Genomic DNA, 26,483 nt, shown 5'->3' with positions numbered 1-26,483 from the left:
GTTCTCGCGGTGCCTTCCGGAGCCGCCGGGCTCGGCCCGACGGGCGCCGGGCCGCCGTGATCTTGCCGACACCTCCTGCCGACACCTCCTGCCGACACCGACTCGGGTCCCGCCCCGGGTGGACGCGACATCCGCGGCGCCCACCCTGCGCGGCATCCCTCGCCGGCGCGGGAGCACACCGGTCAGAGCGAGCCGAAGCCGACCTTGCGGGGCTCCTCCGTGCCGATCTCGACGTAGCCGACGTGCTGCGCGGGGATCACCACGCGGCGGCCGCGCGTGTCGGTGAGCTCCAGGACGCCGTCGGGCAACGCCTTCTTCACGGCCGCGGCGACGGCCTCGGCCGCCTCCTCGGTCTCGACGACGACCTCGCGCGGCAGGTGCTGCACACCGATGGTGACTTCCACGTTCACTCCTTCACGTGCCCGGACGGGCGGCGGGTCCCCGGGGATTCCCGGCTCGTCGCGATCCTAACCACGGCCGGCGCCGGGGACCGCGCGGTTTCGCCGAGGGCCGATGCGGGAACAGATGCGGGCGATGTGATCGCGGAGATCTCCGGGGCGTGACCGATTCGTGACCTCGTGGCACGATGTTCCTCGTGCAGAAGGCTCCGCGTCCCGGCCGGTCCGCCCTGGCACTGGTGCTCGTGCTGGTGGTCGGTGTGAGCGCGGGCGCGGTGGCGACGGCGTACCAGCGTCCCGCGGAGTCGCGGGCGGCCGTGCAGGGGATCTTCGACCGCATCGTCGGGTCGGATGCCGGGGTCGTCCACGAGGAGGGCACGCTCGTCGACACCGCGGGGGCTCCGTCGTCGGGCACGGAGCCGTCCGACGGGGCGGGAACGGGCGGCGAGCCGGGCACGGAGCCAGGTACGGAACGGGGCGCGGAGCCCGGTACGGGACGAAGCACGCTGCCTCCGGAGCGCGCGGCTCGCCGCGCCCCCGCCCCGAGCCCGACGCCGGATGCGGGATCGGGGCTGCTCGACGACGTGGAGGTGCCGCGGAAGGCCTCCGGAAAGCTGGTGACCGCCCGGGGCAGCGAGCGGGCGCCCGGCGACGGCGAGGTGCTGCGGGTGCGGGTCGCGGTGGAGAAGGGACTGCCGGTCGACCGGGGAGTGTTCGCGGACGCCGTCATGGCGACGCTGAACGACCCGCGCGGCTGGTCGTCGGTGGACGGGGTGACGTTCGCGCGCACGGACGCGGACGACTACGACTTCCGCGTCGTGCTGGCCTCCCCGCGGACCACCGACGAGCTGTGTCATCCGCTGGACACGGGTGGGACGCTCTCGTGCGGGGTCATCGGGAGCGCCGTGCTGAACTTCCGGCGCTGGGTGCACGGCTCGGACGCCTGGGAGAGCGACGCGCGGTACCGGCAGTACCTGGTGAACCACGAGGTGGGGCACGTGCTCGGGCACCAGCACGACCAGTGCACGGGCAAGGGTGAGCGCGCCACGGTGATGGTCCAGCAGACCCTGTCGACCCAGGGCTGCCGGCCCCAGCCCTGGCCGGCGCCGGGTCGCGGCTGAGTTCCGCGGCCCGGGCCGATCCGTCCGGGAGGCCGCCTCGCGGACGCGTCGCGGCCCTTGCTCGCGGGCGGCACGGGGGCGTGCCTGGCCGGTACACGCCGCGCGGGCTGCGGTGCCGGGGCAGTGTCAGTGTCTCGTGATGGGATGCTGCGCGTGACGACAGCACTACCGAGACTCCGGCTGGTGCCGCCCGGGCAGGATCGGCGCGGCGCCGCTGTCCGCGCGCTCGACGACTCGCAGGCCGAGGCCGTCGAGGTCGCCCTGTCCCGGCCGGTCACGGTCGTGGCGGGCGCGCCGGGCACGGGGAAGACGACGGTCGCGGCACAGGTGGCGGTCGAGGCGCTGCGGGCCGGCACGCCGCCCGAGCGGGTGCTGGTGCTCGCGGCGTCGCGGCGATCCGCGGCACGGATGCGGGACGACGTCGCGGCGCGGGCGGGCCGGACAGTCGGGGCGCCGATGGTGCGCACGGCGGCGTCGGCGGCGTTCTCCGTGCTGCGTACCCGCGAGCTCGCGCTCGACGCACCGCCGCCGACCCTGGTCTCGGGGCCGGAGCAGGACCTGATCCTGGCGGAGCTCCTGGCCGGGCACGCCGCCGGTGAGGGTACCGGGCTGGAGCTGCCCCCCGGCCTGCCGGCGGACGCCCTGTCGCTCCGCGGCCTCCGCCAGGAACTGCGCGACCTGCTGATGCGTGCCGCCGAGCGTGGTCTCGGCCCGGTGGAGCTGCACCGGCTGGGCCGGTCGCACGACCGGCCCGAGTGGGTCATGGCGGCCAAGCTGTACGAGGAGTACCTCGACGTGATGACGCTGCGGTCGGGCACGCCGGACACGGGTGCCCGGTACGACCCCGCGGTCGTCGTGGACGAGGCGACGCACGCGTTGCGTTCCTGGGAGCGGGACCTGCCCGGGCTGCCGCGTCCCACGTGGGACCTGGTCGTGGTGGACGACTACCAGGAGGCGACGGCGGCGACCGCGCGGTTCCTGCACGTGCTGCACGGCGACGGCGCCCGGGTGGTGCTCCTCGGCGATCCGGACAGCGCGGTGCAGGGCTTCCGGGGTGCGGCCCCGGGCCTGGTCGGGCGGGCTTCGGCGAGTCCCGGGCCCGTGGGGGCGTTCGACGCCGCGACGGTGGTGCTCCGCACGGCGTGGCGGCAGGGTGCCGAGCTGCGGGCGGTGACGCGCGCGGTGACGGGGCGCATCCCCGTGCTCGCGAGCGTGCTGCACCGGCGCGCGGCGGCGCGACCGGCCGAGCCGGAGGGCGACGGCGGAGCGCGTCGGCGGGTCGACGTCGGCGTCGAGCGTCGGGCCGAAGGCGGAACGCAGGCGGATGACGGAACGCAGGCCGGTGACGGGGCGCGGGACTCCGCGCCCGAGGCGGTGCGCGTGGCGGTCCTGCCGGGGGCGGCGCAGGAGGCCGCGTGGATCGCACGCGAACTGCGGGCCGAGCATCTCCTGCACGGCACACCGTGGGAGCGGATGGCGGTGATCGCGCGAAGCGGCACCCGGCTGGCGGCGCTGCGCCGGGAGCTCGCGTCGGCCTCGGTGCCGGTGGCGTTCCTCGGCTCGGACCTGCCGCTGCGGGACGAACCCGCGGTGGCGCCGCTGCTCGCGGCCGCCCGCGTGGCGGCGGGCGCGCCCCGCGGCAGCCTGGAGGCACTCATCGCCTCCGAGATCGACGGCGCCGGTACCGGTGCGCTCGACCCGGAGACGGCCGCTCTGCTGCTCACGTCCCCGATCGGCGGGCTCGACGCCGTGGCGCTGCGCCGGCTGCGTCGCGCCCTGCGGTCGGAGGAACTGGCCGAGGGCGGCGGGCGTAGCTCGGATGCGCTGCTCGTCGAGGTGCTCGGCGACCCGGCCCGGGCGGGCCTGCTTCCCGAGCAGGTGCGGCAGGCGCCGGTGCGAGTGGCGAGCGTGCTCGCCGCGGGCCGCGCGGCGGCGGCCGAGCCCGGCGCGACGGCCCAGACGGTGCTCTGGGCGGTGTGGGCCGAGTCCGGGCTCGCCGAGCGCTGGCGCAGGTACGCCCTGGGCGGCGGACCCGGCGCGCTGCGTGCCGACCGGGACCTGGACGCCGTGCTCGCGCTGTTCCGCGCCGCGGAGACGTTCGTGGACCGGATGCCGGGCGCGCCGGTGTCGGCGTTCGTGGACTACCTGGAGTCGCAGGACCTGCCGGCCGACTCCCTCGCCGCGTCCGCCTCGGGGACGGGCGCGGTCGAGGCCCTCACGCCGGCGGGCGCGGCCGGGCGGGAGTGGGACGTCGTCGTGGTGGCGGGGGTGCAGGACGGCGTCTGGCCCGACCTGCGACTGCGGGATTCGTTGCTGGGCTCGCAGGCGCTGGTGGAACTGCACGCCGGGCGCGCCGACGACGCCCGCGTCCACGGGGCGGAGGCACGCCGTCAGGTTCTCGCGGACGAGCTGCGAGCGTTCGCCGTCGCCACGTCCCGTGCCCGGCGACGGCTGCTGGTCACCGCCGTCGAGGACGCGGAGGACGCGCCGAGCGTCTTCTGCGACCTGATCTCCCCGCGGGACGACGACGGCGAGGGACCCGACTCGCGCCGCACCGTCGTCGGCCCGCCGCTCGACCTGCGCGGGATCGTCGCCGCCGCGCGCGCGGAGCTCGTGCGCGCGGTCGTCGCGGGCGAGGCCCGGCGGCGCGATGCGGCGGAGCCTCGCGACCCCGAATCGCACTCCGCCGTCGTCGACGCCTCCGCGCGGGCCGCCGCCAGATTGCTGGCCGACCTCGCCGCCGCGGGGATCGCGGAGGCGGATCCCACTACCTGGTACGGCGTGGCGGGGGCGTCGAGCGACGCGCCGCTGTGGGGCCCGCGTCAGACGGTGACGGTGTCCCCGTCGAAGGTGGAGACGGTGACGACGTGCGCCCTGCGCTGGGTGTTCGAGGCGGCCGGGGGTACCGCGCCGGACGCCACCCACCAGAGCCTCGGCACGCTGCTGCACTCCATCGCGCAGGACATGCCGCAGGGCTCCCTGCACGACCTCAAGGCCGAGCTGGACCGCCGCTGGCCGGAGCTCGCTCTGCCCGAGGGCTGGCCGTCCCGGCAGCTCCGGGGGCGGGCCGAGCAGATGATCGAGCGCCTCGCCGCCTACCTGGCGGGATCCGGCGAACCGCTGCTTGTCGAGGCGGACTTCGACGTGCGCGTCGGGCGGGCGCGGCTGCGCGGCCAGATCGACCGGGTGGAGGACGCCGGCGACGGCGCGGTGCGGGTCGCCGACCTGAAGACCGGAAAGTCGGCCCAGACCAAGGCGGAGGCGGCCGAGAACCCGCAGCTCGGTGCCTACCAGCTCGCGGTGGAGCAGGACGCGCTCGGCCTGCCCGAGGGCACCGTCAGCAAAGGCGCGAGCCTCGTCTACGTCGGCACGCCGACCGCCGGTGCGACCGTCCGGGACCAGCCGGCGCTCGAGCCCGGGCCGGACGGCGACTCGTGGGCACGGGACGTCGTCGAGCGGGCGGCGGACACCATGGCGGCCGACAGCTTCGCGGCGCAGCGCAACAAGCTGTGCGAGATGTGCGCGGTGCGTCGCTCCTGTCCGCTGCAGCCCGAAGGGCGCAAGGTGGTCGAGTGAGCCAGGACGCCCTGTTCGGTGACGACCTCGTCATCGACGACGAATACCTGACGAGTGGCGACGACCGGGCCGGTGACCTGCGGCGGACCCAGGACCGGGCGCTGTCCGAGGCCGGACGCCCCAGGCTCTCCGCGCGCGCCATTGCACGGCTGCTCGGCCGGCCCGAGCCCACGGACGAGCAGGCGGCCGTCATCGAGGCCCCGCTGGAGCCCGGCCTCGTGGTCGCCGGCGCCGGATCCGGCAAGACGGAGACGATGGCGGCACGCGTCGTCTGGCTCATCGCGAACCGGCTGGTCTCACCCGAGGAGGTGCTCGGCCTGACCTTCACCCGCAAGGCCGCGGGTGAGCTCTCCCAGCGCGTCCGGACCCGTCTCGCGCAACTCGCCCGCGCGCTCGGAGAGGAGTCCGGCGAGGCCCTGCCCGGCGCGGGCGACCTCGCGATCGACCGGCCCACCATCGCCACCTACAACGCCTACGCGGCCGGTCTCGTGGGCGACCACGGCCTGCGGCTGGGCGTCGAACCCAGCGCGCGGCTGCTCGGCGAGGCGGAGCAGTGGCAGCTCGCGTCGCAGGTCGTCGAGTCGTGGGACGAGGACCTGAGTACCGACAAGGCGGTCAGCACCGTGACCGCGGCGGTGGTCGCGCTGTCCGGGGCGCTGGGCGAGCACCTCCTCGACCCCGCCGACGCCCGCGCCCGGCTCGGCGCCATGGCGGACCACCTGGAGTCGATCCCGCTCGGCGACAGACAGCGCAAGCGCACCAAGGACGTCGAGCAGCTCATCGGCTCGGTGGCCGAGCGCGCCCGCCTCATCGACCTCGTCGTGGAGTACCGGCGCCGCAAGCGGATCGCGGAGACCCTGGACTTCGGTGACCAGGTCGCGTTCGCCGCCGAGCTCGCCCGCTCGGTCCCCGCCGTCGGCGCGGCCGAGCGCGCCCGGTTCGCCGTCGTCCTGCTCGACGAGTACCAGGACACGTCGTACGCACAGGTGGAACTGCTCGCCGGCCTGTTCGGCGGCGGCCACCCGGTGATCGCCGTCGGCGACCCGCACCAGTCCATCTACGGCTGGCGCGGCGCGTCCGCCTCCGGCCTCGCCCGGTTCCCGGACCGGTTCCGGCGGGACGACGGCGTCGCCGCACGCGTCCACTACCTCTCCACCTCGTGGCGCAACGACGCCGCCGTGCTCGCCGCTGCGAACGTCGTCGCCGCACCGCTGCGCGGCACCGGCGGATCCGGTACGACGGCGGTCGGCGGGCCGGGACCCGCCGTGCACGTCCCGCCGCTCGACCTGCGTCCCGGCGCCGGACACGGCCGGGTGGACGCCCATGTCGCCGCCACGATCGAGGAGGAGGCCGCCGCCGTCGCCGAATGGGTGGCCGAGCGCTGGCGCCCCGGGACCGCCCCGGGCGGACGCGTCACGGCGGCGGTCCTGTGCCGGGCACGGTCGCAGTTCACCGCCGTCGAGGTCGCCCTGCGCTCGGCGGGCCTGCCCGTCGAGGTGGTGGGCCTCGGCGGACTCCTCACCACACCCGAGGTCGTCGACGTCGTCGCGCTCCTGGAGGCCGCGCACGACCCGTCCCGCGGCGACTCGCTGCTGCGCCTCCTCACCGGTCCGCGCGTCCACCTCGGCGCCGCGGACCTGCACGCCCTGGGGTCGTGGGCGGCGGACATCGCCCGCGAGGACGACCCCCGCCGCACCGGCGAACGGGTCTCCGGCGACGGATCGCACACCGGTCCGACCGGCTCGGGGACCGGAGCGTCTGCCGGTTCGGGGCCCGACGACGCCGGGCCCGACGACGTGACCGTGGTCGAGGGCGACGTCGTCGACCACCGCTCCATCATCGACGCGCTCGACGACCTGCCCGAACCCGGGCAGCCCGCACGCGACGGCCGGACGCTCACCCCCGAGGGACACGCGCGGCTCACGGCGCTCGCGGAGGTGCTGCGCGGCCTGCGCGGCCTGACGTACCTGTCGCTGCCGGAGCTGGTGGTGCAGGCCGAGCGGGCCCTGGGCCTGGACGTGGAGGCGGTCACCGCGGCCGCGCTCACCGGCGCGGGCGCCGCAGGCGCGGTGAGCGACCGGGGGCGGGAGCACCTGGACGCGTTCCGGGACGTCGCCGCGTCGTTCGCGCAGTCGGCGGACGTGGCCACGCTCGGCGCGTTCCTCGCCTGGCTGGGCGTGGCGAGCTCCCGGGAGAACGGGCTCGACATGCCGGTGCGGGAGCCTGATCCGGACGCGGTTCAGATCATCACGGCGCACGCGGCCAAGGGGCTGGAGTGGGACGTGGTGGCGGTACCGGGACTGGTCGGTGGCGTCTTCCCGGCGTGGGACCGCAGCTCGCGCTCGGGCGAGAAGTCGAGCGGCTGGCTGAGCGGCCTCGGGGAGCTTCCCTACCACCTGCGTGGCGACGCCGAGGACCTGCCGGCGTTCCGGTGGGAGGCGGCGTCCGACACGAAGGAGCTCGTGGCCCTGCGCGAGGAGTTCCGGGAGGACTGCGGCGCCCACCGGCTGGCGGAGGAGCGGCGGCTCGCGTACGTCGCGTTCACGCGGGCGCGTCGCGACCTCATGCTGACCGGCTCCTGGTGGGGTACCGCGAGCCGTCCGCGTGCGGTCTCCGTGTTCCTGGAGGAGCTGGCCGAGTCCGGCCTCGTGTCCACGGACGGCTGGGTCGTCCCGCCGGACCCGGACGCCGAGAACCCGCGCGACCTGGTCACGGAGACGGCCGTCTGGCCGGCGCGGGACGGGGAGACCGTCTCCGGCGCCTCGCCCGGGGTCGTGGAGCCCGGCAGGGCCGAGGAGCCGGATAGGCTCGGCGAGCAGCGCGGGGCGGGGGTGTCGGGCGAGGCCGTGGTAGGCGCCCGTGAGCTGACGGCGGCCCTGGCCGGGGCGCCGTCGGCCCGCGAGATCCTGCGTGCCACGGCCACGCTGGTCGGGCGGGAGTCGGTGGCGCGGGCCGAGGATTCGGCGGTCGGATCGCCGTCGAGCATCCTGACCGCTCCGGCCGGCGTTCTGCGCGACGCCGCCGGGCACGATCTCGTCGAGCTCGCGGCCATGCTGCTGGCCGAGCGCGCGGAGCGCGACGAGGGGCTCGTGGAGTTCCCGGCGCACGTGTCGGCGTCGGGCCTGGTGCGTCTCGCGGCCGATCGCGACGACTTCACGCTGCAGCTCCGGCGTCCCGTCCCGACGCAGCCCACGGTGCACGCGCGGCGCGGTACCCAGCTGCACGCGTGGGTGGAGCAGTTCTACCGGTCGGCGTCGCTGCTCGACGTCGACGACCTGCCAGGCGCGGAGGGCGACGACCTGCCTGCGGACGCCGACCTGGCGAAACTCCGGGAGACGTTCCTGCGCTCGGAGTGGGCGTCGCGCACGCCGATCGCCGTCGAGGCCGACGTCGAGACGCCGGTCGCCGGGGTCATGCTGCGCTGCCGGATGGACGCCGTCTTCCCGGATCCCGAGGGGGAGCCGGGCAGCGTCGTCGTCGTGGACTGGAAGACCGGCCGGGAGCCTCACGACCCCGTCGCGCGCGCGGCGCGAGAGGTGCAGCTGGCGGTCTACCGGTTGGCGTGGTCGCGCTGGACGGGACTGCCGCTGGAGAAGGTGAGCGCGGCCTTCTGCTACCTGGGCTCCGACACGACGGTGCGGCCGGAACGCCTGCTCACCGAGCCGGAGCTGGAGGCGCTGATCCGCGGCGAGCTCGACGCTCCGCCGAACTCGTGAGTTCGTCGTGCCATCGGCAGCTCGACCTGTCGATGACACGACGGACCCACGAGCGCACGGGTCCGTGCCGGCGGCATGCCACCGGGCTGGGCTCAGCCCTCCTCGCGGGTGGCCTCGTCCAGGTCCTGCAGCATCGTGGTGGCGTCCTCGACCACCTCGGGGAGCTTGTGCCGCACGCCGTGCAGCAGCCAGCGCGCGAGCGCCAGCTCGCCCACCAGCAGCGCGCGGTCCTGCAGGCGCGGGTCGCTGAGCTCGGTGCGCCGCAGCTGGTAGGCCTCCATGATCGAGTCCGCGGCCTCGACGGGCGCCGCGACGAGCAGCCAGGCGAGATCGTCGGCGGGGTCGGCGACCTTCGCCTCGGACCAGCCGGAGATCGCCACGACGCGGCCCCGGTCCACCAGCATCTGGTCGGCGGCCAGGTCGCCGTGCACCACCACGGGCTGGAACTTCCACAGCGACACGTCCTCCAGGGCGGCCTCCCAGCGGTGCAGCAGGCTCGGCGGGATGCGTCCGGTCTTCGCCGCCTCGTCGATCTCCGACATGCGGCGGTCGCGGTAGTCGGCGGCGGCGTAGCTGGGCAGCCCGCAGCCCTCCACCACCGACGCGGGCAGCTCGTGGATCGCGCCGATCGCCCGGCCGAGGTCGGCCGCGAGGCCGGGCCCCGGGGCGAGGGCCTCGACGTCGAGCCACTCGCCGACGATCCGCCGGTGCACCACGGCGCGCCCGCCCTCGGGCAGCAGCGCGTACCCGGCGATCTGCGGCACGACGAATGGCAGCACTCCTGTGTCGACGTACAGCTTCAGCGACTCGAGCAACTCCATCTCGGCCTCGAGCGCCGCGCCCGCGACGGTGCTGCGGGGCGCGCGGACGACCCATTCCTGGTCGTCCTGGCTGGTCACGATGGCGGTGTCGTAGTCGCCGGGCATGTTGTCGGTCCGGACGGAAGCGGCCTCCAGACCGGGAACGGCCGCCGTGGACAGGGCGGCGAGCGCGAGCGGAGTACGTGGCACGCTCCTACGGTATTGCGCCCGGACCCCGCGGTGTGCCACGCGCGCCGGGCGAAGCCGGTCTCCTGTCGGGTGGTCGGCCGGATGTCGTGAGATCGGTCCCCCGGGCGGCCGGCTTCGCGACATCGGGCCGACCGTTCGACATCCGGCCGATCGTTCGACGTCGAGCCGACCATGTGCCGCCCGCCAACGGGATACGGTCGATCCATGCTGGATCTTCCCCTCGCGTACGTCGCCCACGACCGTGCCGCGCACCGGCGCTCCAAGCCCGGTCTCGTCGACGAGTTGCTGGCCCGGCCCGAGACCGGCGTGGTGCTGGTGAGCTCGGGCCGGGTGGCGACCGCGGGGCGGACCCCGGCGTTGCTGTCCGCCGAGGAGGCCGCCGTCGTCGGCCGCGACGCCGAGCACTACTTCCTCGGCGAGTCCGACGACGTCGCGTACCTCGCGCTCGTCCTGCCCGCCACGGCCGACGACGACGCTCCCGCCCTGCCCGGCGACCTCACCTGGCGCACTCCGCGCGACCTGGCCGACGTCGACCCCGCACTCCCCGCGGAGGCGGCCGGCGCCGCCACCCCACCCGCCACCACGGGCGGTGCCGAGACCACCGGTACCGCCCCGGTCGGCCCCGCCCCCGGCGTCAGGCTGGCCATCGGCCTCGCCGTCGAGGCCGTCGGGCTCGCCAACTGGCACGCCGACCACGCCCACTGCCCGCGCTGCGGTGAACCGACCGAGATCGGCGAGGCGGGCTGGGCCCGCCGGTGCACGGCCGACGACCTGATCCACTACCCGCGCACGGACCCCGCGGTGATCATGGCCGTCGTCGACGCCGACGACCGGCTGCTGCTCGGCCGCAGCACGTCCTGGCCGCCCGGCCGGATGTCGGTCCTGGCGGGCTTCGTGGAACCGGGGGAGAGCGCCGAGCACGCCGTGGCGCGTGAGGCCATGGAGGAGGCCGGGATCGTCGTCGGACGGATCGAGTACCGGGGCAGCATGCCGTGGCCGATGCCGCGCTCCCTCATGCTCGGGTACCGCGCCCGCGCCGAGACCACCGAGCTGCGGCCCGACGGCGACGAGGTCACCGACCTGCGCTGGTTCACCCGCGCCGAACTCGCGGCCGCCCTCGCGGACGGCAACCTTCAGCTCTCCAGCCGCGCCCTGATCGGCCGCGTCCTGATCGAGGAATGGTACGGCCGCCCGATCGGCCCCTGACCGGCGCCGGATCAGTTCGAGAGCGCCAGCGCCTGCTTCACGTCGGCCAGCGACGGGTTCGTCGCCGCCGAGCCGTTCGGGTAGACCACCGTCGGCACCGTGCGGTTCCCGCCGTTGACGTTCTCGACGAACGCCGCCGTCTCCGGACGCTCCTCGATGTCGATCACCTCGTAGCCGATGCCCTCCGAGTCGAGCTGCGTCCGCAGCCGACGGCAGTACCCGCACCACGCGGTCGAGTACATGAGGACGGTCCCCGACGCGGGGACCGGCGTGGCGATCTCGGTCATCTCTTCGTCTCCTTCACGGCACGCTGCACGACGGCGGTCGCGAGCGCCGCCGCCGGTGCTGTCGTCGATGTCGGTGTCTCCTGACAGAATCTCGGCCATGGTGACGCACGCGCCTGCTCTCTCCAACTCCGCGACGGGTCCCGTTCATCCCGACTCGATCCTCGACGCGCTCGACCCCGAGCAGCGAGAGGTGGCGCTCGCGCTGCGGGGGCCGGTCTGCGTGCTCGCCGGGGCCGGCACCGGCAAGACCCGTGCCCTCACCCACCGCATCGCCTACGGCGTGCGCACCGGCGTCTACAAGCCGAACAGCGTCCTGGCGGTCACCTTCACGGCCCGCGCGGCGGGGGAGATGCGCACCCGCCTGCGCGGCCTCGGCGTGCAGGGCGTGCAGGCACGCACCTTCCACGCCGCCGCACTGCGCCAGCTGGCGTACTTCTGGCCGCGCGTCGTCGGCGGGGCGCCGCCCCGCCTGGTCGAGCACAAGGCACAGTTCGTCGCCGAGTCCGCCCGGCGGCTCGGGCTCTCCGTCGACCGTGTCGCCGTGCGTGACCTGTCCTCGGAGGTCGAGTGGGCCAAGGTCAGCCTCGTCACGGCCGACGACTACGAGCGCGTCGCCGCCGCCCGCGACCGCGAGGCACCGTCGGGCTACGACCACCAGACGATCGCGCGCCTGATCACCATGTACGAGGACGTCAAGACCGAGCGCGACGCCATCGACTTCGAAGACGTCCTCCTCATGCTCTCCGACATGCTGAACAGCCACAAGGCCATCGCCGACGAGGTCCGAGGTCAGTACCGGCACTTCGTCGTCGACGAGTACCAGGACGTCTCACCTCTCCAGCAGTTCCTGCTCGACCAGTGGCTCGGCGGCCGCGAGGAACTGTGCGTCGTCGGCGACCCGTCCCAGACCATCTACTCCTTCACCGGCGCCACCCCGCGCTACCTGCTCGACTTCCGGCGCCGCTTCCGGAACGCCACCGAGATCCGCCTCGTCCGCGACTACCGGTCCACACCGCAGGTCGTCGGCCTCGCCAACGACCTCCTGCGCCGCGCCGGCCGCGGCGCCGCACAGGCGCTCGAACTCGTCGCCCAGCGCGATCCCGGGCCGCCCGTCACCTTCACCACCCACGACGACGACGAGACCGAGGCCACCGCTATCGCCACCCGGGCCTCCCGGCTCATCGAATCGGGCGTCCCCGCCAGCGAGATCGCCGTCCTCTACCGCACAAACGCGCAGTCCGAGGCATTCGAGTCCGCGTTCGCCGACGCCGGCGTCGGCTACCTCGTGCGCGGCGGCGAACGCTTCTTCCAGCGCAAGGAGGTGCGCGACGCCATCGTCCTGCTCCGCGGCGCCGCCCGCTCCGCCGACCCGGAACAGACCATGCCCGAACAGGTGCGCGACGTCCTCGCCGCCGCCGGATGGGCCGCCGAACCCCCCGCCGCCCGCGGCGCCGCACGCGAACGCTGGGACTCGATGCAGGCGCTCGTGGCGCTCGCGGACGACCTGGCCGCGTCGGCGACCGAGGAGGCGCCTGCGACGATCGCGACTCTCGTGGACGAGCTCACCGAGCGGGCCAAGGCGCAGCACGCGCCCACGGTCGAGGGCGTGACGCTGGCGTCGTTGCACGCGGCGAAGGGTCTGGAGTGGGACGCAGTGTTCCTGGCCGGGATGAGCGAGGGCCTCATGCCGATCTCCCTGGCCGAGACCGACGAGGCCGTGCACGAGGAGCGCCGCCTGCTCTACGTGGGGATCACGCGGGCTCGGGAGCGGCTGGAGGTGTCCTTCGCGCGCAGCCGCAACCCCGGCGGGCGGGCCACCCGGAAGCGCACCCGCTTTCTCGACGGCATCTGGCCCGACGGCGAGCCGCGTGGTCCCCGCCGCCCCCGCGGCGGCCAGGGGAAGGCCCGGGCGTTGCTGACGGGCGAGCACGACGTCGCGCTCTTCGACGCGCTGCGCGAGTGGCGCCTGGAGGTGGCGCAGGAGGCCGACAAGCCCGCCTACACGATCCTCACGGACGCGAGCCTGGCCGAGATCGCCGAGTCGAGGCCCGGCTCGGTCGCCGAGCTGGCGCGGGTCAACGGGATCGGCCCGGGGAAGATCGACCGCTACGGGCCGACGATCCTGTCGATCGTGAGCAGCGCGCCGAGTGTCTGAAGCCCGAAGAATTCCGGGAGACCCAGGCTGGACAGCGCTTTCATCGAGCCTTGACGGATCCCGGAAAACTGTCAGCAAAAAAAGTTGGAAAAAGAGTTGGAGTCCGCGAGGCAGGCGACATAGTCTGCATGTTGTCCTTGAAAGAGCGGGCGGAGCCGAGAAGGCCGAGCCCCGAGTGCGCGAGGAGGTGGGAAGCCTGATGGAGATCATGAAGCAGGTCCAGACGTGGACGGAGACGCTGTGCGGCACCGGTGTGCCGTCGTACGCGGTCCGGCCCGTCTCTGCGCGCGCGGATATCTCTGTCCACACGCCGCGTCTGCGCGGCGAAGGCGGAAGCTTCCCGAACGCCATCCTCGCCCCCGACTCCGCTTCAGGAGCGCATCCGGTCTAGATCGACCGGCGCATCCAGGCCGCGGAGTCCACCCGGGACCCGCGGCCTGAGGTTTTTCCAGGCAGATCCCGGCCTCACCAGGCCGGCTGGAGGAACACCCAGCCCTGGGTCCTGCATCACCCGACGTTCACCGACGACGTTCACGTAACAGGATCACAGGAGACAACCGTGCGCCTCACTGCGCTCCTCGACACCCTCCCCCAGGGCGGATCCGGCCCCTGGAACCCTTCGAGCGATGTTCCCGCCAGCGCTGCCACAAGCGGCTCTGACACCCGCGAGTTCAACCGGATCATGGACTCGCTGCTCCCGTGCCGTACCAACGACCCCGAGCTCTGGTTCGCCGAGCACTCCGCCGAGGTGGAGCGCGCGAAGACGCTCTGCCGCGAGTGCCCGCTGATCGACGGCTGCCTCGCCGGCGCCCTCGAGCGCCGTGAGCCCTGGGGTGTCTGGGGCGGCGAGGTCTTCGTCGACGGCGCCGTCGTCGCGCGCAAGCGCGGTCGTGGCCGGCCCCGGAAGTCGGAGACCGCTGCGGCCGGCGGAGCTCCGGCGGCCGCGTGACCCGCAGGCGTCAGGGGGCGAGGGTGAGGCATCCGCACCGCGGATGCGGATCGAACCTCCGGACGCGAGGCAGGCAGTCCGGTAGTGCGATCTCCAGGCAGGTGCCGACGGCCGCCGGCCGGTGCCCGTCCAGTTGGGCGAGCACCTGGCAGGCGGCCGTCGCCGCTGCCAGGGCAGTGAGCGCCGCCTCGTGCGGCTGCTCCGGTGCCTGCCGCAGCTGCGCCGCGACCAGGTGCCAGTCGCGGTCCTGATCGGCGCGGAGCGCGTCGAGGCAGCCGACGCAGGCGCTGCGGCCCGGCAGGACGAGCGGCCCCACGGTGACATCCGCCTCGCGCGCGACGACGGACAGGTGCGGTACGGCCGCGCTCATCATGCGGGTGAACCGGGCGGGCAGGGCGGCACGCGACTCCACGACCACGGCGACGTCCGGCTCGCCGTCGCCGTCCACCCGGACGTCGAGTGCCGGCGTCCGGCTCGCCAGCAGGCGCGCCAGCGCGACGTCCCGGGGCTCGCCCACGTCGTGCTCGGTGTGCGCGCCGAGCCCGACGTCGGTGGTCTGCACCGGCCGCGGGTCGCGCAGGACCAGGTGGCCCACTCCGGCGGCGGAGAGGATCAGGGCGAGCGCCGCGCCGATGCGTCCGAGTCCGGCCAGCGCCACCGTGGCGGCCGCGCGGTCCGCGAGAGTGACCAGGCCCGCCCCGTCGACCCGTAGCATGCCGAGGGTCCGGGCGTCCGCCGTCCCGTCACCCGGCGCGACGACGGTTCGCCCGGCGGGCGACGGCGGCACCAGCATCCCCGCGTTGGCCAGGACGTCCAGGATGAGGTCCCGGCGCTCCGGGGCCACGCCCCGACGTGCCGCGGACCGGGCGGGCGTCACGTGCCGGCGGTCAGTCAGGTCGCGCAGCCAGGACGCCTCCGCGCGGGAGAGCCCGTCCAGGACGAGCGCCCAGCGCGGGTCGGTGCCGCACTGCACCGCACCGCCCGAGCGCATGACCACCGGTGTCCCGGGGCGCAGGCGGAGCGCGGACCGCGACGCGGTCGGCGAAGGGTGGGCGGCTGGCGCGCTCATGGGTGTACTCCTGGGGCGGTGCGAAGGGAGAGACTCCACCGTGCCAGGACCTCGCGAAGGCTGCCGTCTGTCCACAGGCCGTCTCGCGCCACGAGCCCTCGACGCCCGGGAGAATTTTTCCGTCGCAGGGCGTGTTCTTGACCATCGCACGCCGATAACCGCTACCGTCATGGTGTGGCCCACGACGATCCGACGTCCGTGGAGGTGCGCCGGAGCCGTCGTCGTACCGCCACGGTGAGCGCGTATCGCGACGGTGACCGAACCATCGTCGCCATTCCGGCGCGCTTCTCGAGGGCCCAGGAGCGAGAGTGGGTGGCCAAGATGCTCGCCCGGCTCGAGGACAAGGAACGGCGCCGTAAACCGTCCGACGACGAACTGCTGTCCCGGGCGGAGTTCCTCTCCGACAAGTATCTCGGCGGGCGGGCCGTGCCCTCCAGTGTCCGCTGGGCGTCGAACCAGGGCCGGCGGTGGGGCTCGTGCACCCTGCTGGACGGGTCGATCCGGATCTCCACGCGCGTGCAGGGGATGCCCGGCTGGGTCCTCGACTACGTGCTGCTGCACGAGCTCGCCCACCTGCTGCACGCGGGCCACGGCCCGACGTTCTGGAAGATCCTCGAGGCCTACCCGAAGACGGAGCGGGCCCGGGGCTTCCTCGAGGGCGCCTCCTACGCGCAGGACGACGTGGGCGCCCCCACCTCGGACGAAGAGGACTGACCGGCGTGAGACATCCCGCGCCGCGTCAGCTCTTGTCGGCCCCGTCGGAACCGTCGGCTTCGCCGGACCTGCCGTCCTCGCCGGCCGCGTCTGCCTCGTCGCCGAAGATCTCCCGCAACGCGGCGTCGACGTCGGCGTGCTCCTCGGCCGTGGAGGCCCGGCGCGCCGGGTAGCCTGCCGGGTCGTCCAGGTCGCCCGTGACCGGCAGGAGGTCGGGGTGGTCCCAGACGCTGTCGCGCGCCGCCTGACCGCCGTCGTTCATCAGGATCTGGAACAGCCTGGCCGCGTCGCGCGAGCGGCGCGGGCGGAGCTCCAGCCCGACGAGCGTGGCGAACGTGTGCTCGGCCGGTCCGCCCGCGGCGCGACGCCTGCGGATCATCTCGCGCAGCGCGACAGAGTGCGGCAGGTGAGGCAGCGCCGCGGCCGCCGTCACCTCGTCGACCCAGCCCTCCACCAGCGCGAGCGTCGTCTCCAGCCGGAGTAGGACCGCCTTCTGCTCCTCGGTGTTCTGCAGCCCGAACACGCCGCCGGACAGCGCGCCGCGCAGGGCGTCCGGATCGGACATGTCGATGTCGCGCACCTGGGACTCCAGCACGTCCAGGTCGATGGTGATGCCGCGCGCGTACTGCTCCACGATCCCCAGCAGATGTCCGCGCAGCCAGGTGACGTGCGTGAACAGGCGCGTGTGCGCGGCCTCGCGCAGCGCGAGGAAGAGGCGCACCTCCTCCTGCGGGGCGTCGAGCCCCTGCGCGAACCCGTCGACGTTGGTCGGCAGGAGCACGGTGTGCGCGTCGTCGAGCAGCGGGAGGCCGATGTCCGTGGCGCCGAAGACCTCGCGCGAGAGCGTGCCCGCGGCCTGCCCCACCTGCATGCCGAACACGGCCGAACCGAGCCGGCGCATCATCTGCGCGGGGTCCATGCCGAGGCCCGCCAGGGCGCCGGCCGGCATGCCGGGCATCGCGACGCCGTCGTCCACGCCGTCCGGGAGCTGGTCCGCGAGCACGGTGGCGAGGGCGTCGGCGACCGACGCCGCCACGGGGGCGGCCAGCTTGTTCCACGCGGGCAGCGTCGCCTCGACCCATTCCGAACGGGACCAGGCCCGGGCCGTCCCGACCGACGGCGGCAGGTCCGTGACGGCGTCCAGCCAGAGCTCGGCGACGGACAGCGCGTCGGTGGCCGCCTTGGCCTGACCGCCGGTGAGGGACGGGTCGCCCTCGGCGACGGCGACCTGGCGGGCGACGTCGTGCGCGACGTCGGAGTTGACCGGGCCCGTGCCCGGTTCGGCGAGCATCCGCTGCACCTGGGAGAGCGCGAACTGCATCATCATCGGGTCCTGGGCACCGGACATCGTCGACGGGTCGAAGCCGCGCGCACGCATCTCGGCGAGCACCTCGTCGGCGCCGTCACCGAGCATGGAACGGAGCATCTCCTCCCACGGCTGGTCGCCGTGGCTGGGGTTCTCGGTCATCTTGCTCCTCGTTCGTTCGGCGGGACGCCCGCGAGCCTCCCTGGGCCGCTGGGGACGACCCCAGTGGCCACCGTATCCACGTGCGATCAACTCCGGGGACCACAGGGCGGGTTCCCGACTTCGCTCTCGGCGCACAAACGGCCCGCGGCGCCCACGGACGCGTGCGCAGGGACCGTCCAGGCGAATGGGGGATGATGAGGCGGTGACGTCGAGCGATCTCGAGAACCCCATGCCGTCCGGCCGGGCGTCCGCCTCCGGGGCCGGCTCAGCGAGTTCCCCGGGCGGTGATGCCGTGGACGGAGGGGAGGTCCAGGACGCCGGCGCGGACCTGGACGCACCGCCGGTCACGCGCCGGACCGTCACGCTCGGCATCACGTTGCTGCTGACGGCGGCCCTGGCCGCCGTCGCCCTGGTGCTGCCCGTGCCCTACGCGGTGCGCGCGCCCGGCCCCACCGAGAACACGCTGGGCGAGCAGGACGAGGCGCCGCTCATCGCGATCGAGGGGTCGCGGACCTACGAGTCGACGGGGGAGCTGCGGCTCACGACGGTCTCCGTCTCCGGCGGCCCGGGCTATCCGGTCAGCGCCGGGCAGGTGGTCCAGGCGTGGCTGGACCCGACCCGTTCGGTGGTGCCGGTCGAGGCGATCTTCCCCGAGGAGACCACCGCGGAGGAGCAGCAGGAGGTGAGCCAGGCGGAGATGGTCAGCTCTCAGGAGTCGGCCACGGCGGCGGCGCTCACCGAGCTCGGCGAGGACGTGCCGGCCACGCTCGAGGTCGCGGGCGCCGAGCCGGGGACCGGCGCGGACGGCGTCGTCGCCGAGGGTGACGTCATCGTCTCCTTCGAGGGTGCGCCGGTCGAGACGTACGAGCAGCTCATCGCCGGTCTCGCGGAGACCGAGCCGGGGTCCGACGTCGTTCTCGGCGTGCGGCGCGGCGGCGAGACACGCGACCTGACCATCACCACGGGCGGTGTCGAGGGTGAGGACCGCGCCGTGATGGGGGTGTACATCGACCCGCGGTACGAGTTCCCGATCGACGTGTCGATCCAGATCGAGGACATCGGCGGCCCCAGCGCGGGAATGATGTTCGCGCTCGGCATCATCGACAAGCTCACGGCCGAGGACGAGGCGAACGGGGAGGTCATCGCGGGCACGGGGACGATGAGCCCGGAGGGGCTCGTCGGCCCGATCGGCGGCATCGAGCAGAAGCTGTACGGGGCGTTGCGCGACGGCGCCACCTGGTTCCTGGCACCCGCGGGGAACTGCGCCGAGGTGGTAGGCAACGTGCCCGACGGGCTCCGCGTGGTGCGGGTCGAGACGCTGCACGACGCCCGCGAGGCGATGGAGGCGATCGGGGCCGGCGCGGGCGCGGAACTTCCCACCTGCTCGGCGTCGTCGTAGATGTGGGAACCTTGTGATCGCCTCGCCCGTTGCCCCTGGGTAGGTACCGACAGTCCGACGAGAGCAGTGAGGTAACAACGCCGTGTCCTTCGCCGTACCGCGTCCCCGGCAGGGTGGCGCTCCCCCCGCTCGCCGACGGAGTCCGTTGGGGGCGGCGATCGTGGCGGTCGCCGTCGTGGTGGTCGCCCTCCTGTTGATGGCTCAGTTCTGGACCGAGATCCTCTGGTTCGAGCAGATCGGGTTCTCCCGGGTCATCTGGACCGAGTGGATCACCCGTGGACTGCTGTTCGTGCTGGGCTTCCTGGTCATGGGCGGCGCGGTGTTCGCGTCGTTCGCCGTCGCCTACCGCGCGCGCCCCATGTACGTCCCCTCCGCCGAGCAGGCCACGCTGGAGCAGTACCGCGAGGCGATCGAGCCGCTGCGCCGGGTCGTGACGTTCGCGGCCCCGGTGCTGGTCGGGTTCTTCGCCGGCATCGCGGCGTCGGCCCAGTGGCAGACGGTGCTGATGGCCATGAACGCCGAGTCGTTCGGCCAGGTCGACCCCGAGTTCCAGACGGACCTCTCGTTCTACGTCTTCCTGCTTCCCGCGCTGCGCAGCATCGTCGGGTTCCTCATGGCCGTGGTCATCATCTCCGGTATCGCGGGCGTCGTGACCCACTACCTGTACGGCGGTCTGCGGGTCGGGCCGGCGCAGGGCAACCTCCCGCGCACCACGACCGCCGCGCGCGTCCACATCGCCGTCATCGGCACGGTGCTGATGCTCCTGTTCGCCGCCAACTACTGGCTCGACCGCTACTCGATCCTGGCGAGCGCCGGCGATCGTTTCGACGGCGCCTCCTACTCCGACATCCACGCCGTGATCCCCGCCAAGGGGATTCTCGCGGTCGTGGCCCTGCTGGTCGCGGTCCTGTTCCTGGTGGCCGCGTTCCGCGGCAACTGGCAGCTGCCGGCGATCGGCGTCGGCCTCATGGTGGTGTCCGCGATCGTGATCGGCGGGATCTACCCGGCCGTCGTGCAACGCTTCCAGGTCACCCCGAACGCGCAGGAACTGGAGCAGCCGTTCATCCAGCGCAACATCGACGCGACGCTCGCCGCGTTCGACATCAAGGACATCGAGACGCAGAACTACAACGCGACGACCGAGGCCGAGGAGGGCGCCCTGCGCGAGGACGCCGACACGACGGCGTCGATCCGCCTGCTCGACCCGGAGATCGTGTCGCCGTCGTTCCGGCAGCTGCAGCAGAACAAGCAGTACTACAACTTCAGCGACTCGCTCTCAGTGGACCGGTACGAGATCGACGGGGAGAGCCGGGACACGGTCATCGCCGTGCGCGAGCTGAACCAGGACGGCCTGGGCAGCGATCAGCGCAACTGGGTGAACGACCACACCGTGTACACGCACGGGTACGGCGTGGTGGCCGCGTACGGCAACCAGCTCGGGCCGGGCGGTCAGCCGGCGTTCTTCGAGGGAGGCATCCCGTCGGAGGGCGCGATCACCGAGCTCGAGGGCGAGTACGAGCCGCGCATCTACTTCTCCCCGTCCACCGTGAACTACTCCGTGGTGGGCAAGCCGGACGACGGCCGCGAGCCGTGGGAACTCGACTACCCGGCCGACGACGCCGACGGCGGGGACCAGGTCAGGACGACGTTCGAGGGTGACGGCGGGCCGAGCATCGGCTCGTTCGGCAGCAAGCTGCTCTACGCGCTGAAGTTCGGGGAGGAGCAGCTGCTGCTCTCCGACCGCGTGACCGAGGAGTCGCAGATCCTGTACGACCGTGACCCGCAGCAGCGCGTGGCCAAGGTCGCGCCGTGGCTGACGCTCGACAACCGGGTGTACCCGGCGGTCGTGGACGGGCGCGTGAAGTGGATCGTGGACGCCTACACGACGACGGACCAGTACCCTTACTCGGCATTCATGCAGATGCAGGAGGCCACCACGGACACGCTCACCCTGCAGCAGGAGGGAGCGCCCGTGAACCTGCCGGCCGAGGTGAACTACATCCGCAACTCGGTCAAGGCCACGGTCGACGCCTACGACGGTTCCGTGGACCTGTACGCGTGGGAGCCGGAGGATCCGGTGCTCCAGACCTGGGAGAACGTGTTCCCCGGTTCGGTGAAGCCGCTGGAGGAGATGTCCGGCGAGCTGATGAGCCACGTGCGCTACCCGGAGGACATGTTCAAGGTGCAGCGCAGCCTGCTCACCGAGTACCACGTCACCGACGCACGCGACTTCTTCTCGGGCAACGACTTCTGGAACAACCCGGAGGACCCGACATCGGACGCCACGGTGAGCCCGCTGCAGCCGCCGTACTACCTCACGCTGCAGATGCCGGGGCAGGAGGAGTCGTCGTTCTCGCTGACGTCGACGTTCATCCCGGGCGGTAACACGCCGAGACAGATCCTGACCGGATTCCTCGCCGCCGATGCCGATGCCGGGTCCACGGCGGGCCAGAAGGACGAGGACTACGGCACGCTGCGGCTGCTCGAACTCCCACGCGACACGACGGTGCCCGGCCCCGGGCAGGTGCAGAACATCTTCAACTCCGACCCGGTGGCCGGCGAGCAACTGCGCATCCTGGAGCAGGGCCGCTCGACGGTCCTGCTCGGCAACCAGCTCACCCTGCCGGTGGGCGGCGGTCTCGTGTACGTGCAGCCGGTGTACATCCAGTCGGCCGAGGGCACGAGCATCCCGCTGCTGCACAAGGTGATGGTGGCGTTCGGCGACGAGGTCGGGTACGCCGACACCCTCACCGAGGCGCTCGACCAGGTCTTCGGCGGTGACGCGGGGGCCGAGGCGGGCGATGCCGAGGGAGCCACGGAGGGTGAGGCGCCAGAGGCCCCGGTCGACGGTGAGGAACCGGCCGTGCCCGAGGATCCCGGCGCGGAGGAGCCGGGCGACGAGCCCACCGCGGACCCGGGTGAGGAGCCGGCCGTGCCGAGCGGCGACCTCGAGGAGGCCCTGCAGCGCGCCTCCAACGCCATGGAGGACGCCCGCCAGGCGCAGCAGGAGGGCGACTGGGCGGCCTACGGCGAGGCCCAGGAGGAACTCCAGCAGGCCATCGAGGACGCGATCGCGGCGGAGGCGGCGGGCACCGGCGCCGAGTAAGGGACGCGTGAGTACCTGGTAGCGCCGATCGTCGACGTGATGACCACGGGTGACGCGGAGGGCACGACGGCTGGCGCCGCCGAGCCCTCCGCGACCCGGCGGCCGACCCGGAGCTCCGCCGTCGCCGACGGGTTCGCGCGGTTCTGCGCCGCCGTCGTGCGTCGGTTGCCGTTCGGGCTCTCGGGCATCGTGCCGCCGACCCTGCTCGGTTTCGCGCTGATCAACGGCAGCACGTTCGGCTTCGACCTGTTGCTCCTCACGGCACTGCACGGCGGGCTGGGACTGCCCGTCGCGCTGTCGGTCACGCTGGCGTACGGGTGCGCGCTCACCCTGGCGTTCGTCGTGAATCGCGTGTTCAACTTCCGCTCCCACGCGCCGGTGGGCCGCCAGGCCGTGCTCTACGTCGTGGCCGTCGCGATCAACTACGCCGCCTTCGTGCTCGGCGTCGGCGCGGGGCTCACCGAGCTGGGCGTGAGCTACCAGCTGTCGCGCATCCTCGCGGGTCTGTGCGAGGCGGCGTTCATGTACAGCGCGCTGCGGTGGGTGATCTTCCGGCGCAGGGGTTCGGCCTGAGGTGTCGGGCGCGGCGGCGAGGACGGCGCGGTGGGCGCCGACCGCGGCCGCGGGGGACGCGGGAATCTACGACCCGGGCGTCGCGCTCCCGTTTCCGGAGACCGTCGCCCCTGTGCCCGACGACGCGGGACCGTGGCACTTGTCGTCCCAGGCGAGCTCCAGCACCGCCCTCGTCCCCGGGCCGTCGGCGGCCAGCACGGCGACCGTGGTGGGCAGCCATGTCGCGGGGTCGACCGTCAGCGTCATCTCGGCCAGGCCGGAGTCGGTGGCCGGCGTGATCTCCAGCAGGAGCGGTCCCGTGCCGCCGTCCCGGTCGGTGGCTCCCCGGCCCGTGCCCGGGTGCGCGGCGAGCCGCAGCAACTCGTCGAGCGCGAGGCGCTGGACGTCCTCCTCGCGCTCAACCGTGTCGATGTCTTCCGTCGCGTTCGACCAGGTTCCGTCGGTGGTGTGGATGAGGTAGCGGCGGGTGTCCCCGCCCGAGCCCGCCTCGGCGCATGCCACCGGCCCGATCATCGCCTTCGCCACGCGGTCCACCAGGTGACGGTCGTCGAGGGTGGGGACGGGGGTGCTGGGGGCCGGCGGTGGGGACGCGGTGACGTCGTCGGAGGCCGTGGGGCCGGCGGGCATCGGCACCGGCGTCAGGAACTGCGCCAGGCCGGCGGCGCCGGCGGCGAACGCCGCCGCGACCGCCGCGGCGACGAGGGCCCGGCGCGGTGATCGCCGTGCCGGGGTGTCCTCGGCAGGTGACAGCGGGACCCGGAGCACCTTGCCGGAGGCCGCACGCGCCCGGACCCGGTCGAGCAGGTGCCGTGGATCCACCTCGTCGTCGACCCCGTGCAGTACGCGGCGGACGTGGTCGAGCTCATTCATGGCCGTTCCCCTCGTGGTCGGGTTGATACACGGCACGCAGCCGGCGCCGGGCACGGGACACCCGCGCAGCCGCCGCGTCCGGGGAGATGCCGAGCACACGGGCGATCTCCCCGGTGGTCAGTTCCTCGGCCCCGAGCAACGCGATCACCTGGCGGTCCGCCGGGCGCAGCCGGGCGAGGGCGGCACGGAGCGCATCGAGCTCCTCGAGCAGCGCCGTCTGCTCCGCACGCGCCGGCTCCCGGGCCCGTCCGACCCGGTCGAGCAGCGCCAGCCTCCGGCGTCGGCCGCGCACGTGGTTCGCGACGACCCGGCGGGCCACGCCCAGCAGCCATGCGCGAGGATGGTCGGGCGCCTCGTCGCCGCGCCGCCATGCCACGGCGAAGACCTCCGCGGCCACCTCCTCGGCGTCCTCCGGGTCGAGGTAGACGCGGGCGTACCGGTGCACGACATGGGCGTGCTCACGGACCAGTGCCTCGAGCGCGACCGTGGGCGCCGTCGACGACTCCGGTGTCAGGGTGGCCTCCTAGTTTTCCGGGTGGACCGTCGCGCCGGGCGCTCGCCGGGTGGACGGCCCGTTCTACCAGTGCGAGTGTCCGGCACGGCGCTCGCCCTGACAGCCGCTGCCCGTCGCGTGGATCACAGTCAGGGACGCGCCCGCGACGGACACCTCCACCAGCGTGAAGCACCTCCGAAGCCTCCTGAGCGCCGGGGGCGTGACCGTGGTCCTGCTGGGCGTGGCGTCCTGCGCCCCCGTCGTTTCCCACGGGCCCGCCGCGGACGCCGGCACGGCGCCCGCTCGCCAGTCCGGCTCCCCGAGCGTGCGGATCGACGTCGGCCGGGCGTCGCCGGCCCCGAGCCCGAGTCCGTCGGAGTCGTCGTCGTTCGACCTGTCACGTCATTCGGTCACGGACCCGGCGAGCCCCTGGGTGGTGGTGAACAAGCGCCGTCCGCTGGAACGGGACGACGTGCCGCGGCTGACCGTCGTGCGTGGTTACCTCGTCAGGCCGGAGATCGCCCGCGACCTGGAGTCCATGCTCGGGGCCGCGCACCACGACGGCGTCGACCTGACCCTGCGCTCGGCCTACCGGAGCTGGGGCAAGCAGGCGGCCGTCTACGACGGATGGGTCGCCTCCCTCGGCCGCGACCGGGCCGACGAGATCTCGGCCCGGCCGGGTCACAGCGAGCACCAGACGGGCCTGGCCGTCGACGTCGGGAGTTCCACCCGCCCCGGCTGCGACTTCGAGCCCTGCCTCGCCGACACCGAGGAAGGGCGGTGGGTCGCCCGGCACGCGGGCGAGTTCGGCTTCCTCGTCCGGTACACCGCCGCCAACCAGGATGTCACCGGCTACGGCCCCGAGCCCTGGCACCTGCGCTGGGTAGGCCGGGGCCTCGCCGCGCACATGGCCGCGACCGGGATCGACAGCCTCGAGGAGGTCTTCGACGTCCCCGGCGGCGACTACCCGGCACGCCTGGCGCCGAGCACCAGGGGTGGACCGACGGCCCGCTACACCCGGCGGGCGACGATCATCGAGTTGATGACGTCGCCCGCCGGGTGTTTCACGTCCAGCACGTCGAACCCGGCCATCGTGGCCGTGTCGATCTCCGGGTACAGCAGCGCGCGCAGCCCGTGGGCGCTGCGGGCGAGCAGGAGCGCGCCGGGCCGCATCCGTTCGGCGAGCGAGCGCAGAAGCGCGGCCTTGGCCGTCGTCGTCGTCCCGACAAGTGCCGCCAGGACGACGACGTCGTACTCGTGCAGGGGGACGCGAACGGCGTCGTCGTGCACGACGACGGTCCCGGGGTCGCGGGTCGCCGCGAGGAACCCGCGCGCTGCCGCGACGGCGGCGGGATCGCGGTCGACGGCGACCGTCCGGGCGCCGAGGCCGCGGGCGTATCCGGTCGCGGTGAGCGGCAGCGGACCGCAACCGAGGACGACGACGGAGCGGGGCGCGCGACGGTCCAGGTGACGGCGGAGCAGGCGCAGCTCCATGGCGACGAGGTCGCGGTAGTTGTCCCGGTAGGGGAAGCGGCCGAGCTCGGCGACCGGGTCCGCGGCGTCGGCGACGCGCCGCGACCAGTGGGCCTCGAGCTGGGCCTCGCCGCGGGCACTCAGGTCGCGGAGCTCGTCCGCGCGCGCGGTGACGCCTGGACGGGCGCCGACCTCGCGCGCGATCGTCACGGGCGTCGTGACGACGGTGCGCACCACCGCGGAGAAGAGGCGGTTCACGTCGGGACTCGGGGTCAGCGACGCGAGGGCGGCGAGCTCATCGGTGAGGCGGGCGAGGCGCTCGGCGACGGCGTCGGCGGTCTGGGCGGTGGGGGCATCCGCGGTATCGGCGTCGGCGGCGTCCGAGGACGGGAGGTCGACCAGGTCACGGCTGTCGTCCCAGGTGCGCATGAGCAGGAGCCTGACACGTCGGAACGGTTCGATCACGTGTGACCTGCGTCTCCACTGCCTGATCGGGTTTGCGCTCGTGGCTACGGTCGCGTAATGTAGGGATCACCGACGCGGGGTGGAGCAGTTCGGTAGCTCGCTGGGCTCATAACCCAGAGGTCGGAGGTTCAAATCCTCCCCCCGCTACCATGTGATGTCGCAGGACATCAGAATGGCTCGAACCCACGTTTGTGGGTTCGAGCCATTCGTCATTTGCGGGTGGGGTCTGGTGGCACCGCAGGAGTGGGTTAGCGGCAGAAATGTGTGTCTGCTTCGGGCGTGTCGCTCATGGTCGTCCGGCCCAGCCCTTGCGGGCCCAGAGTCTTTCTTCGGCCGTGGCGGTGGTGTCGTAGCCGGTGTCATGCCACGGTGGCGTTTGAGCAGGTCACGTAGTACGGAGTTGATGCCGCCCTCGATCTGGTTGGTGGTTGAGGA

At 73.6% G+C, this 26,483-nt stretch carries 19 protein-coding genes, 1 tRNA gene and 1 pseudogene; 13 read left to right on the top strand and 8 right to left on the bottom strand.

Annotation, left to right across the window (positions count from 1 at the left end):
• Window positions 1-182 precede the first annotated feature (182 nt).
• The gene (locus tag IIE03_RS03130) at window positions 183-404 is read right to left on the bottom strand and encodes a DUF3107 domain-containing protein (RefSeq protein ID WP_192861264.1); all 222 of its coding nucleotides are present in this window, start codon (window positions 402-404) and stop codon (window positions 183-185) included.
• Window positions 405-595: 191 nt separating this feature from the next.
• Between IIE03_RS03130 and IIE03_RS25595 the strand changes: the two genes are divergently transcribed.
• From IIE03_RS25595 to IIE03_RS03115, 3 genes are all read left to right on the top strand, one after another.
• A complete protein-coding gene (locus tag IIE03_RS25595) occupies window positions 596-1,519 on the top strand; it encodes a DUF3152 domain-containing protein (protein ID WP_318842773.1) in 924 nt (307 codons plus the stop codon).
• 144 nt (window positions 1,520-1,663) lie between these two features.
• Window positions 1,664-5,095 (top strand): PD-(D/E)XK nuclease family protein, encoded by a 3,432-nt coding sequence (locus IIE03_RS03120; RefSeq protein ID WP_192861263.1) that lies wholly within the window; start codon window positions 1,664-1,666, stop codon window positions 5,093-5,095.
• Complete coding sequence (locus IIE03_RS03115; protein ID WP_408632823.1) at window positions 5,092-8,811, top strand: UvrD-helicase domain-containing protein; 3,720 nt, start codon at window positions 5,092-5,094, stop codon at window positions 8,809-8,811. Before IIE03_RS03120 ends, IIE03_RS03115 begins: the two co-directional genes overlap by 4 nt.
• A 92-nt stretch (window positions 8,812-8,903) precedes the next feature.
• Here the strand turns inward: IIE03_RS03115 and IIE03_RS03110 are convergent, their stop codons facing one another.
• Window positions 8,904-9,821, bottom strand: coding sequence for a phosphotransferase (locus tag IIE03_RS03110; RefSeq protein ID WP_192861262.1), 918 nt, complete (start codon window positions 9,819-9,821; stop codon window positions 8,904-8,906).
• Between the two features lie 204 nt (window positions 9,822-10,025).
• Between IIE03_RS03110 and nudC the strand changes: the two genes are divergently transcribed.
• Entirely contained in the window at window positions 10,026-11,027 is a 1,002-nt protein-coding gene (gene nudC / locus IIE03_RS03105) for an NAD(+) diphosphatase (RefSeq protein ID WP_192861261.1), read from the top strand.
• A gap of 11 nt (window positions 11,028-11,038) precedes the next feature.
• Here the strand turns inward: nudC and IIE03_RS03100 are convergent, their stop codons facing one another.
• A complete protein-coding gene (locus tag IIE03_RS03100; RefSeq protein WP_192861260.1) occupies window positions 11,039-11,314 on the bottom strand; it encodes a mycoredoxin in 276 nt (91 codons plus the stop codon).
• Window positions 11,315-11,411: 97 nt separating this feature from the next.
• On the opposite strand from IIE03_RS03100, the gene IIE03_RS03095 reads away from it, so the two are divergent.
• The 3 genes from IIE03_RS03095 to IIE03_RS03085 all read left to right on the top strand — a co-directional run bounded on the left by IIE03_RS03095 (window position 11,412) and on the right by IIE03_RS03085 (window position 14,418).
• Complete coding sequence (locus IIE03_RS03095) at window positions 11,412-13,469, top strand: ATP-dependent helicase (RefSeq protein WP_192861259.1); 2,058 nt, start codon at window positions 11,412-11,414, stop codon at window positions 13,467-13,469.
• A gap of 199 nt (window positions 13,470-13,668) precedes the next feature.
• The gene (locus tag IIE03_RS03090) at window positions 13,669-13,860 is read left to right on the top strand and encodes a hypothetical protein (protein WP_192861258.1); all 192 of its coding nucleotides are present in this window, start codon (window positions 13,669-13,671) and stop codon (window positions 13,858-13,860) included.
• A 168-nt stretch (window positions 13,861-14,028) separates the two neighbouring features.
• Entirely contained in the window at window positions 14,029-14,418 is a 390-nt protein-coding gene (locus IIE03_RS03085; protein ID WP_318842771.1) for a WhiB family transcriptional regulator, read from the top strand.
• A gap of 10 nt (window positions 14,419-14,428) precedes the next feature.
• Here IIE03_RS03085 and IIE03_RS03080 read toward each other — a convergent pair whose 3' ends face one another.
• Entirely contained in the window at window positions 14,429-15,487 is a 1,059-nt protein-coding gene (locus IIE03_RS03080) for a ThiF family adenylyltransferase (RefSeq protein ID WP_192861257.1), read from the bottom strand.
• 174 nt (window positions 15,488-15,661) lie between these two features.
• Here IIE03_RS03080 and IIE03_RS03075 point away from each other — a divergent pair, with 174 nt between their 5' ends.
• Entirely contained in the window at window positions 15,662-16,201 is a 540-nt protein-coding gene (locus IIE03_RS03075) for a YgjP-like metallopeptidase domain-containing protein (protein ID WP_192861256.1), read from the top strand.
• Window positions 16,202-16,226: 25 nt separating this feature from the next.
• Here the strand turns inward: IIE03_RS03075 and IIE03_RS03070 are convergent, their stop codons facing one another.
• On the bottom strand, window positions 16,227-17,669 hold the full coding sequence (locus IIE03_RS03070; RefSeq protein WP_192861255.1) for a zinc-dependent metalloprotease: 1,443 nt from the start codon (window positions 17,667-17,669) through the stop codon (window positions 16,227-16,229).
• A gap of 202 nt (window positions 17,670-17,871) precedes the next feature.
• Between IIE03_RS03070 and IIE03_RS03065 the strand changes: the two genes are divergently transcribed.
• The 3 genes from IIE03_RS03065 (at window position 17,872) to IIE03_RS03055 (ending at window position 22,747) form a co-directional block, all read left to right on the top strand.
• A complete protein-coding gene (locus IIE03_RS03065; protein WP_318842770.1) occupies window positions 17,872-19,068 on the top strand; it encodes a YlbL family protein in 1,197 nt (398 codons plus the stop codon).
• 82 nt (window positions 19,069-19,150) lie between these two features.
• Window positions 19,151-22,174 (top strand): UPF0182 family membrane protein, encoded by a 3,024-nt coding sequence (locus tag IIE03_RS03060; RefSeq protein ID WP_192861254.1) that lies wholly within the window; start codon window positions 19,151-19,153, stop codon window positions 22,172-22,174.
• A gap of 39 nt (window positions 22,175-22,213) precedes the next feature.
• Window positions 22,214-22,747 (top strand): GtrA family protein, encoded by a 534-nt coding sequence (locus tag IIE03_RS03055; protein ID WP_192861253.1) that lies wholly within the window; start codon window positions 22,214-22,216, stop codon window positions 22,745-22,747.
• A 66-nt stretch (window positions 22,748-22,813) separates the two neighbouring features.
• On the opposite strand, the gene IIE03_RS03050 is transcribed toward IIE03_RS03055, so the two are convergent.
• Together IIE03_RS03050 and IIE03_RS03045 are read right to left on the bottom strand one after the other, a co-directional pair.
• The gene (locus IIE03_RS03050; RefSeq protein ID WP_192861252.1) at window positions 22,814-23,617 is read right to left on the bottom strand and encodes a hypothetical protein; all 804 of its coding nucleotides are present in this window, start codon (window positions 23,615-23,617) and stop codon (window positions 22,814-22,816) included.
• Window positions 23,610-24,086 carry an RNA polymerase sigma factor gene (locus IIE03_RS03045; protein WP_225997189.1) on the bottom strand — a complete coding sequence of 159 codons (477 nt, stop codon included), beginning with the start codon at window positions 24,084-24,086 and terminating at the stop codon, window positions 23,610-23,612. The genes IIE03_RS03050 and IIE03_RS03045 overlap by 8 nt, the downstream gene beginning before the upstream one ends.
• Before the next feature lie 208 nt (window positions 24,087-24,294).
• Here IIE03_RS03045 and IIE03_RS26995 point away from each other — a divergent pair.
• Window positions 24,295-24,987 (top strand): annotated as a pseudogene (locus tag IIE03_RS26995) (M15 family metallopeptidase); the annotation flags it as partial.
• Between the two features lie 134 nt (window positions 24,988-25,121).
• Here IIE03_RS26995 and IIE03_RS25585 read toward each other — a convergent pair.
• Window positions 25,122-26,012: a nicotianamine synthase family protein gene (locus IIE03_RS25585; protein ID WP_225997179.1), complete on the bottom strand. Its 891-nt coding sequence runs from the start codon at window positions 26,010-26,012 to the stop codon at window positions 25,122-25,124.
• A gap of 109 nt (window positions 26,013-26,121) precedes the next feature.
• Between IIE03_RS25585 and IIE03_RS03035 the strand changes: the two genes are divergently transcribed.
• Window positions 26,122-26,198: transfer RNA gene (locus IIE03_RS03035), tRNA-Met, on the top strand.
• The last annotated feature ends 285 nt before the right edge of the window (window positions 26,199-26,483 follow it).

Source organism: Myceligenerans pegani (assembly GCF_014892515.1).
In the GTDB taxonomy this organism is placed as follows: Bacteria; Actinomycetota; Actinomycetes; order Actinomycetales; family Cellulomonadaceae; genus Myceligenerans; species Myceligenerans pegani.
The sequence above is the reverse complement of the archived record's forward strand: the minus strand, read 5'-3'. Positions and strand labels throughout refer to the sequence as shown.